The sequence below is a fragment of the Paenibacillus darwinianus genome, assembly GCF_000598065.1.
GTDB classification, from domain to species: Bacteria; Bacillota; Bacilli; order Paenibacillales; family Paenibacillaceae; genus Paenibacillus_I; species Paenibacillus_I darwinianus.
Genome location: NZ_KK082203.1, coordinates 1 through 9,237 on the forward strand (window position 1 = coordinate 1; position 9,237 = coordinate 9,237).

Annotated in this window: 8 protein-coding genes; 1 reads left to right on the forward strand and 7 read right to left on the reverse strand. The window is 57.8% G+C overall.

Annotated elements, in window-relative coordinates:
* From BG52_RS13170 to BG52_RS13180, 3 genes are all read right to left on the reverse strand, one after another.
* A partial coding sequence (locus BG52_RS13170) for a molybdopterin molybdotransferase MoeA (protein WP_223299014.1) occupies window positions 1-722 on the reverse strand: 722 nt, incomplete at its 3' end.
* Window positions 723-837: 115 nt separating this feature from the next.
* Window positions 838-1,641: a formate dehydrogenase accessory sulfurtransferase FdhD gene (gene fdhD / locus BG52_RS13175; RefSeq protein ID WP_223299015.1), complete on the reverse strand. Its 804-nt coding sequence runs from the start codon at window positions 1,639-1,641 to the stop codon at window positions 838-840.
* A 249-nt stretch (window positions 1,642-1,890) separates the two neighbouring features.
* The gene (locus BG52_RS13180; RefSeq protein ID WP_036581515.1) at window positions 1,891-2,271 is read right to left on the reverse strand and encodes a Na-translocating system protein MpsC family protein; all 381 of its coding nucleotides are present in this window, start codon (window positions 2,269-2,271) and stop codon (window positions 1,891-1,893) included.
* Between the two features lie 197 nt (window positions 2,272-2,468).
* Between BG52_RS13180 and mobB the strand changes: the two genes are divergently transcribed.
* Complete coding sequence (gene mobB / locus BG52_RS13185; protein WP_036581518.1) at window positions 2,469-2,990, forward strand: molybdopterin-guanine dinucleotide biosynthesis protein B; 522 nt, start codon at window positions 2,469-2,471, stop codon at window positions 2,988-2,990.
* A gap of 83 nt (window positions 2,991-3,073) precedes the next feature.
* Here mobB and BG52_RS15000 read toward each other — a convergent pair whose 3' ends face one another.
* The 4 genes from BG52_RS15000 to BG52_RS13200 all read right to left on the reverse strand — a co-directional run.
* Window positions 3,074-6,262 carry a S8 family peptidase gene (locus tag BG52_RS15000; RefSeq protein ID WP_051587855.1) on the reverse strand — a complete coding sequence of 1,063 codons (3,189 nt, stop codon included), beginning with the start codon at window positions 6,260-6,262 and terminating at the stop codon, window positions 3,074-3,076.
* Between the two features lie 242 nt (window positions 6,263-6,504).
* Window positions 6,505-7,155, reverse strand: a complete 651-nt coding sequence (locus BG52_RS13195; RefSeq protein WP_144340826.1) for a response regulator — start codon at window positions 7,153-7,155, stop codon at window positions 6,505-6,507.
* Window positions 7,139-7,432 carry an ATP-binding cassette domain-containing protein gene (locus BG52_RS15500; protein ID WP_081793890.1) on the reverse strand — a complete coding sequence of 98 codons (294 nt, stop codon included), beginning with the start codon at window positions 7,430-7,432 and terminating at the stop codon, window positions 7,139-7,141. Before BG52_RS15500 ends, BG52_RS13195 begins: the two co-directional genes overlap by 17 nt.
* Before the next feature lie 391 nt (window positions 7,433-7,823).
* A partial coding sequence (locus tag BG52_RS13200; RefSeq protein WP_036667466.1) for an IS1380 family transposase occupies window positions 7,824-9,237 on the reverse strand: 1,414 nt, incomplete at its 5' end.

Here is a 9,237-nt window from a genome sequence, read left to right on the forward strand (position 1 = left end):
AGCGGCTCGCAGCCGGCATCCTTCACGAGCGCGGCGACCATCGAGCTGTTGCTGTCGCGGATGCGGCCGGGCTCCAGCGGCGCCTCGATCGACAGCAACTCCGTCCCGGTCGCAAAAATCGCGACGCGCGGCCGCCTCACCACGCTTAGCTCGGCATAGCCGAACGTGCCAAGCAGCGCGATATGGCCCGGGCGCAGCCGCTCGCCGGGCCTTGCAATCCCGCTCCCGCAGCTGAATTCCTCGCCGCGGGACGCGATGTTGCGGCCGGACGCGACGGGCTGCTTCACCAGCACCGACGCCGTCTCACCCGGACCGGCCGCCGGGGCGTTCGCCGTCTGCTCCAGCATAACGACCGCATCCGCTCCCTCCGGCACCGCCGCTCCCGTCATGATGCGCACGGCGGTGCCAGGCTCCACGATCGCGGTCGATACCTGCCCGGCCGCGATCGTGTCGATGACGCGCAGCAGCGCCGGCCGTTCCGGCGTAGCTTGCGCGATGTCCGCAGCTTGGACGGCATACCCGTCCAAGCCGGAGCGGGCGAACGGCGGCCAATCCGCCGTCGCATAGCTATGCTCCGCCGGATAGCGGCCCACGCATCGCCACAGCGGCACGGGTTCGGCGGCGAGCGGACGCACCGCCTCCAGCAGCCGCCGCTGCGCTTCGTCCACCCGGACGGCACGGCGGTCAAACCTTGTTTTCCCTTGGAAATCCAATTCCGTCACCTCCTCCTTTTAGCCGCACTACCGAACGGCTGGGGGCTGATCCACTCCGAACCGTATCGCCGATCCATCAAAAATGCGCGTAATCTTCAGCTATCGCCCGGCGGAACCTTCTTCGTCAACTTCCCGCCAGCCGTTCCACATGCGTATAGACATTCAACCGGTCTCCTCGTGCGAAGCCGACGGCGGTAATCCCGAGATCATGCGCCAGTCTGAGCGCAAGCGCAGTCGGTGCGGACTTGGCCACCAGCACGGCCGCCCCGATTTTCGCCGTCTTCAGCAACACCTCCGATGACAGCCGCCCGCTGAAAATAATCGCCTTGTCCCGTCCCGTCAAGCCGTGCCGCAGGCCGTGCCCGTACAGCTTGTCGAGCGCATTGTGCCTGCCGATGTCGGCGCGCACCGCAAGCGTCCGCCGCTGCTGCGGATCGTACAGCGCCGCATTGTGCACGCCCCCGGTTCGGTCGAATATGTCCGACGCGCGTTGCAGCTCCGCCATAGCCTCCAGACATTCCGCCGCTGTCATGCGAAGCTTGGACAGCGAGGTTTTTGCCGTTTTGGCGTCCGCGCGCAGGTAGAACTGCCTGCTTTTGCCGCAGCACGAGCCGATGACCCGCTTGCCGAAGTCGGCCTCAGCAAGCGTTATTTTGCGCTTGAGCGCCACATCCGCTATGCCTCTGCCCTCATCCCAATCGAGCCTCGCCACATCGTCCGGCCATACAATCACGCCCTCGGACGCCAGAAAACCGTATATCAAATCATCCAGGTCGGTCGGCGAGCAGACGATCGTCGCGAATTCCATGCCGTCGAGCCGAATCGTCACAGGCGTCTCCTCCGCGATCTCGTCCGCACCCGTCGTCCATACGCCGTTCTCATACCGCCGCACCGTCCATTCGTCCGACATTTTGTCCCGTACAGCCATCACTGCACCGCCCCTCTCTTACAGCCGCCTGCGGCAAACGGTACCCCGCTTACCCACAGTCCCGGCTGCGGTTTGTTCGACAGGCGCACCGGCCCGCTATGTTTCGTCTTGCCCATCAATTGTTCCCTCCTCTGGATAAATCAAAACCGCCGCGATCCGATCCCTCTATGCATGCCATGCTGCACAGACTAATCGAACCGCGGCGGTTAATCTCTAGCAGGCGCACTGCCGAGCGCCAACCGGCGCCGCTTATACTTGTTGTTGCCGGCTGCCTGAGCCGAATTTGTGTTCCAAATTCTGATCGAACACGAAGATCGACATGCCCACATCGCGGTCTATGTCGATATCGACGAACAGCGAAACGAATGAAGCGCCGAGCAGTGCTTCGAGCTCGTGAGGATGATGGTCCCGGTACATTTCCTTGACCATTTCCGTCCGGGCTTCCCGGATCACCTGCTTGCCGTCATCCCGGCCGGCGATAAATTTCTCGACCGGCGACAGGTTGCCTTGCATTTCACAGATCGCCCAATTGTTGCAGAAAGTCGTCCGGATTTCGCGCGGGCCTTTACCCATGTGCCGTTTGCGGAATGCCTTGACCAGATTGCTGAATTCCGCTTCATATTTATTCATACAGGCACCACTTCCGCATCTCCGATTGAAATCCCCTTCGGCAGGACCGGCCGCAGGATCGCTGCGCCGCGTCAAACCGCTTTGATTCTTATCATAGCAAGAAAGCGCGACCAAGACAATCCAGCGGATTCCAGCTTGACGAAACCGTTCCGAACCGATTATGGTCAAAGCAGCAACCCCATGCAGGAGGTACCCGTATGCCTGAATCCAACCCCCTTATCATCCAAATCGTCGGGTTTAAAAACACCGGCAAAACGACCCTCGTCTGCCGACTCGTCGAACGCTTCAAATCGGACGGCCGCATCGTCGCCACTCTGAAGCACGATGCGCATGCATTCGAGATGGACCATCCGGATACCGACACGTGGCGGCACCGCCAAGCGGGAGCGGATATCACGGCGATCGCCTCGCCGGACCGTACGGCCATTCTGTATGATCAGACGACGGGGCCCGAAGAACTGGTCTCGGCCGTTGCGGCCCGCGGAGCCGATGTCGTCGTTGTGGAGGGCTTCAAGTCCGCCGGCTACCCCAAGCTCGTACTGATCAAGCATGCCGAAGACGCCGAGGTTCTTCTTCAGCTCAGCCGCCCTGCTGCGGCCGTTGTTTGGCCAGATACTCCCCTTCACGATCTGCCGCCCGGTCTGCCCGTTATAGCAATTGACGATATTGATGGTATTTACGCGTTTGTACGGGACGGCAAACGAGCCTGTCCGACTTGAAACGCCGCCGCAACCTTGACCAAAAGCAGCCGCAAGCCCGGGTAACTGGAACACGGGCCACGACGGCTTTTTCTGCTCGTCCTCTATCCCTCGCTCTGCGTCATTTCAAGCAATCGGTACAGGACGGCGGCGGCCTGCGCCCGGCTTACCTGCGTCTTCGGCGCGAAGCTTCGGCCGTCTACGGAGCCCATCAATCCGAGCTCGGAGGCCGCGCGGACATACGCTTTCGCCCAGACGCCGATCGCACCCGCATCCGAGTAGCGAATATCGTCCGCGGCGACGATGTCCGCCAGAGTCCGGCCAGTCATGCTCAGATAGGCGTTCACGGACATCACGGCCATCTGCTCGCGGGTAATGACCGTCCCCGGCGCGAACCGTCCTGCCGCTACGCCGTTCACCAGATTGGCTGTGCGGGCGGCGTACACGGCCTCCTCGTACCAAGTGCCTGCCGGCACATCCTTAAACGCGGCGGCCTCCCCCGGTGCAGGGCTTGAAGCTTGGAGCCGCAGCGCGCGGGCGAACAGGACGGCGAACTGCGCTCTCGTCACATCCGCGCCCGCATCGAAACGGCCGCCCGTCACGCCCGTCACGATCTGCCGGGCCGCGAGCGTCTCGATCTCCTTGCGCGCCCAGTGGGTTTGGATATCGGGGAACGATTTGTTCACTTCCATCACCGCGTAAATCGAGAAATGCGCCAGATTCACCGTTACCGTACCGTCCGCCGCATCGTAAACGCCTCCGACGTATTCCCATGTCCCCGTGGCTTCATTCAGCGTAAACACGCCGAGCTGATGCGCATTCGCAATCCGTGACGGATTGACTGCAAAGACTACTTGCAGCGGACGCCTGAAGCCGTTAACCGGCCTGCCGTTCAGCGACAGGCTGAAATCGTACACCGGAGACAGCACACGCGATGACGCCGGAGCTGCGACAGCCGCCGCGGTATTCGCTTTGAACTCGACCGGTCCGGTTAACGAGCCGGTGGAAGCGATCGCGTTAGGCGGCAGCGTGAGCCGAAAATCACCCATATCGACGGAAAACGACTTGTTCCGCTCGTTTGCTTTCTGCAGCACGGCTCCGTCGATTTCCACGGTTCCCGTATTTCTGAGCGCAGGATCAACTTCAATCGTTACGTTGGATTCGGAACCGTCCAGCCGTTCCAGCAGCTTGTCCGTATCCGGCTTGAAGCGGTCCGGCTTAGCTACAGGCTCATTGTCGGCAGGGGGAGCAGCCGGCGCCGGCACTGGGACGGGCGCCGGCCCCGGCACAGCCATCCAAGGGGCCGGTGGAACAATCGCCGGCGCAGCCCTAATCGTATAGTTGTAGTACCCCTCATCGCCGATCACATTATTTTTAACGGTAAACGTCCGCAGCTCGCTGTCAGCCGAAATGGATAACGTTCTGCTTTCCGTTAATTCACCGTTCTCCGCTGCGCCGCCGCGAGTGAGCACATAATAAACGACATCGTCCGGATACAAGGATGTAATCGTAACGGACTGTGCGCCGGTATAGCTGCCTGCGGGAAGGCTGACTTCGGGCTGCTTCGGCCGATTGATCAGATGAACCGTATTTGACATCCGGCTTTCCCCGAACAGCGTATCGTTCCAGCTGGCATTGTACGCATAATGATAAATGTCGTCAATGCCGTAGGTGACCTCCGTGACTGCCTTGGCATACCCGGCCTGCAGCATCACGTCCACGAAGCCCGCCGAGGTGTCCGAATTTCTGTACAAGTTCAACTCGTTATACGACTTGATATCCACCCGAACCGGTGCATCGACAGCCGCGACGCGACCGTAGGCATCCCGTAAATAAACGTCAAACGTCACGGTCACCGGCGCCGTCCGACCGACCGCCACCGGCGTGACCTGCAGGAAAGGGATTTGTGTTGCACGCTCCCCGTCGATTGCGCCCTTCCCGTAAATCATACCGGCATTCAACGGTTCTCCAACCAGGTTGCCGCCGGCGTAAGCGCCGTTGTTAACCGCATTCAACGACGACCGGCTTCCGGAGGAGCCGATCAACGTCTTCACATCTTCATTCGTAAGCGAGGGCGCATTGGCCTTCAGCAGCGCCGCCAAACCCGTTACAAAGGGGGTAGCCTGCGAGGTGCCGGACATGTAAGCGTACCTGCTGCCTAAATAGGTGCTGAAAATGTTAACACCCGGCGCCATCACGTCAACTTTCCCCACATTCGAGAAATCGGCCAGCGTATAGCTCTTGTCCGCCAGCTGTGCGTAGGCGCCCACGCTAATGACTTCATCATAAGCCGCGGGATATATAGTCGGTGAGGCAAGCCGGTAAGACACACCAGGCGGGCTGAAAATATTCCCTGCCTCGTCCCCTATCCAGTGGTTGCTTTCATTGCCCGCCGCGGCCACGACCACAATGCCTTTACTGACGGCTTCCCGAATCAGCTCATGAAGAATATCGCTGTCGGCGGCTGCGCCGAGACTCATGTTAATGATGTCCGCGCCGCGGTCGATCGCATAGCGGATGCCGCTCGCGGCCATAGCGGTCGTACCCGCGCCTTCCGCGTTCAACACCTGAATCGGCATGATGCGCACGCCGGGGGCCACGCCCGAATACCCGGACGCACCTGCGGCTTGGGCCGCGATGATGCCCGCTACATGGGTGCCGTGTCCATGCTCATCCACAGGCTGGGCATCGTTATAGGCAAAATCGTAGCCAGACACGACGGCCCCCGCCAGATCAGGGTGCGAGGCATCGATGCCCGTATCGAGCACCGCCACGGTCACCTCGTTTTTTTGCGCGGCAGTCGTCAACGTCTGTGCGGCTTCAAGGCGGGATGCAATTTTGCCCCAATTCTGCATGTACGGATCGTCCGCAGCCGTCCAGTACACCGCTTGCGTCACCGTGTCGTAACGGTCTGCGTTTGTGATTCCCCCTACATCAATCGCGCCTGCCAGGCTTGTCCGATAGACAGGCTCTGCGTACTCCACGTTCGGGTCCCGGTTCAATTCGGAAATTTTATCTTCAACCTCTATTTGTTCATTGAACGTGACGGCTTTAACGAGAGGCGATATGGATCGGACGCCGGTTGCCGTGCGCCGCTGCGGCTGAGGACGCTTGTACTTGACCAGCACCTGGCCGGGGACGATTTCCGCTTCGTCAACGGTTGCTTCTCTGGATAGGGAAGGCGCGTCCGGCGCTGCCGCAGCCCCTTGAGACAGAACGGCGGGCGTAAACAGGCCGACGGCCAAGGAAAGTACAAGCCATTTATGGACAGCAGTTGAAATAAAACGGTTCATGCGTACCTCCAATGAAGTTATGGAATAAGAACTTAATGTGGCAGAGAGACGTGTCGGACAGATACATGTGTGCCGCTTTGACGTTCATTATAAGAAATAATTGTTAAACGAGTATGAGATCTGCTGAATAAATATCGTCCTCAGCGTAACACAAAAGCGGATCCGCCGTTATCTTGACGAAAGCCGCTTTCCTGTTCAATGCCCATAAATGGGAAGGCCGACAAGAGAGTTGCCGTTCTCGCCTATTCTCCCAGACCGTTCCGGTGCGCATAAATCGCCGCCTGTGTGCGGTCCTCCACCCCGAGCTTCGCAAATATATTCGTAATGTGAAATTTCACGGTCTTAATGCCGATGAACAGATCGTCCGCGATGTCCTTGTTCGACTTGCCAAGGGCAAGCAGCTTGAGGACGTCCATTTCGCGGTCGGTCAGCTCCTCGTGCAGCGGCTTCCGCTCCGGCTTTTTCGGTTCGCGGAACCGGTTCATCATTTTCACGGCCACCTGCGATTCGAGCACCGACTGTCCGCGCGCCGCTGCGCGGATTGCGTCGGCGATCTCGGTCGCTCGCGACGTTTTCAGCAAATAGGAGAATGCGCCCGCTTCAATAACCGGATAAATCTTGCTATCGTCGATGAAGCTGGTCAGGACAATTACCCTGCATTCCGGACAATGCTCCAGCAGCCTGCGTGTCGTCTCGATGCCGTCCATCCCTTCCATGACGAGGTCCATCAGCACGATGTCCGGCTTATAGGCTTGCGCCAGCCGTACGCCGTCGAGTCCGTTGCTCGCCTCGCCCACAACCTCGATGCCGTCCTCCGTTTCAAGCACCGCCGCCAGCCCGATCCGCACCATCTCATGGTCGTCGACCAGCAGCACTTTAATGGCTTCCTCCATCCGGATCGCTCCCTCTTTCATTCGTCATGACAGGCAGCCAGATATCGATGCCCGTTCCCTCCCCGGGCGCGCTGTGCAAATGCATCGTTCCGCCCATTTCGTGAACTCGCTCCTGCATGGTTAATCCGGTCAAAATACGCATCGTCGTCGTTTTTCCGGCACCATTATTTCCAAGAAACCCGACACACCCCTGTTTTTCGATCGTAAAGGTCACATCTTTGAGGGCCCGTTTATCTTTATATACTTTGGTTAATTGTTTACATGAAACAATAGACACAGTCTTCATCCCTTTCCAAATAAGCTTACCCGCCATGGGACTTCGAGATTTAACATGGAGAGGCGTGTCTCAATCTCCATGCCAAATCTCTCTGTTGATCAAAGTGCCATGAATAGCCAAGAGCTCTTTCTTTAGTCTTTTCTTCCCCAGATGAAATAAACGATCGGACCAATAATATTAAACATGAATTCGGAATGTGGATAACTCGTTAATGGAATTATAAGGATAATCGTCCGAATTGCCCCTATATTGATGATCAAGATCGCGAATCTAGGGGGGGGGCGAGACAGGTGCTATGTTCTTGGGCTGAGCGTACTCACTTTTTGTGGTAGCCCAAAGAAGCCTGTCTTTTTACAGGGCGATGCTGTGCCTTGGTTTGCTGATGATTCGGTTAGGCTGCCCTCGGCTCGTCCGGTCGTAATCGCTCGGCGAACGCTCGGAGTTTGTGCTGCATCGTCAGCACGATAGCCTGAAGTTGTGGGCATGCCGCCAAGCGAATGTGTTGATACCGGTCGGCGCCGACTACATTGCCTGGTACCTTCAGCACGACCCGGCGGATCGTTTTCACTTCGCATCGCTGCATGCTCTCCGGCATTAGCGTCTGTTTGAACCAGACGATCAGATTATACGCAATGGCTTTAATCCAACTGAACAACCAATTATTCAGCATCCGATGCTGACTGTTTTGTTCGACGGCATAACCGTCTTTCAACTCGTCAATGCGATTCTCAATGTTCGCCCGCTGATTATAGGACCGTAGCAGCGGTAACGGTTTGTCTTCCGTATTCGTCACGATCGCTTGATACGAATAGAGCGTCAGCGCCATCGTCAGTTGGTCGTCGGTCGTTTTCTCGGTTTGGGTCGCTTCCCGATAGATGACGCAGCGACGCGCTTTGTCCCAACTGGATTGCACAATCTGGATGTCGGCAGCGGCCCAATGCTCGTCTTCGGTAGCGAACTGAATGCTCTTCTCTTGCTCAGCGAGCGTTTCCCAGAAGCGCGGATGCTTCTCCATGTATGCGATTGCTTTCTTGACGGTGGCCTTCTTCGGTAATTTGAAGATGTACTGCCAACCGCTTTCTTCCGCATATTCCATGACGGCAGGATCAGCAAATCCACAGTCGGCCCGGATACCCTCGATGATATATTCCGGCGGAAGCATCGCTTCGATTTCTTTGACGAACGACAGGAAGTCCTTCATGCCGTTCGTGTTGCCTGGATTCAGTTGCAGATGGATGAGTTCTCCGCTTCCCGCCACAAAGGCAACGCGCACCTTGTAGGAGGGGCGTCCGTGATAGCGAGGGTTGTAGCCGTTCGTTGCGCCTTCCTGCTCGCCAAAGAGCGTGATGACTGTATCGTCAATGTCGATCCAAACGAGTCGTTTACCCTCTAGCCTCGCTTTGCGGCGAAGCAGTTCCTGATTGATAGCGACCAGTTGAATGAGTTGGCTCCAGGTCATGCTCTTCAACAGTCCACGAAACGTACTTTCGTCCGGGAATCGCTCGATCTCTTTGACAATCTGATAGCCCGGATCGACTTGCAGCGCGTTCATGTGCAGAAATCGCGTGTGCCCGAGAAGGGCGCAGTCGGTCAGGTAATCCATGAGATCCGAAGCAGAGTAGATGCAGTTGCTTCCGCGCTCGATTTGAAGGTGATCTGAAATGATCCCTTTGAATCCAACAAGTTCTTTAAATAACTCGATAAACTGGAAGTTACCGGCTTCGGTGACGGTATCGTTGTCGAAGGTTACGCTACGCTGCTTCTTCATGATTTTCTTAATGCGGCGGCGTTCCGCCAATATCTCT

What these genes read in the sequence shown, in the direction of transcription:
- fdhD (WP_223299015.1), bottom strand. Translation starts at nt 1,641, where the DNA reads ATGGCTGTACGGGACAAAATGTCGGACGAATGGACGGTGCGGCGGTAT.
- BG52_RS13180 (WP_036581515.1), bottom strand. Translation starts at nt 2,271, where the DNA reads ATGAATAAATATGAAGCGGAATTCAGCAATCTGGTCAAGGCATTCCGC.
- mobB (WP_036581518.1), top strand. Translation starts at nt 2,469, where the DNA reads ATGCCTGAATCCAACCCCCTTATCATCCAAATCGTCGGGTTTAAAAAC.
- BG52_RS15000 (WP_051587855.1), bottom strand. Translation starts at nt 6,262, where the DNA reads ATGAACCGTTTTATTTCAACTGCTGTCCATAAATGGCTTGTACTTTCC.
- BG52_RS13195 (WP_144340826.1), bottom strand. Translation starts at nt 7,155, where the DNA reads ATGGAGGAAGCCATTAAAGTGCTGCTGGTCGACGACCATGAGATGGTG.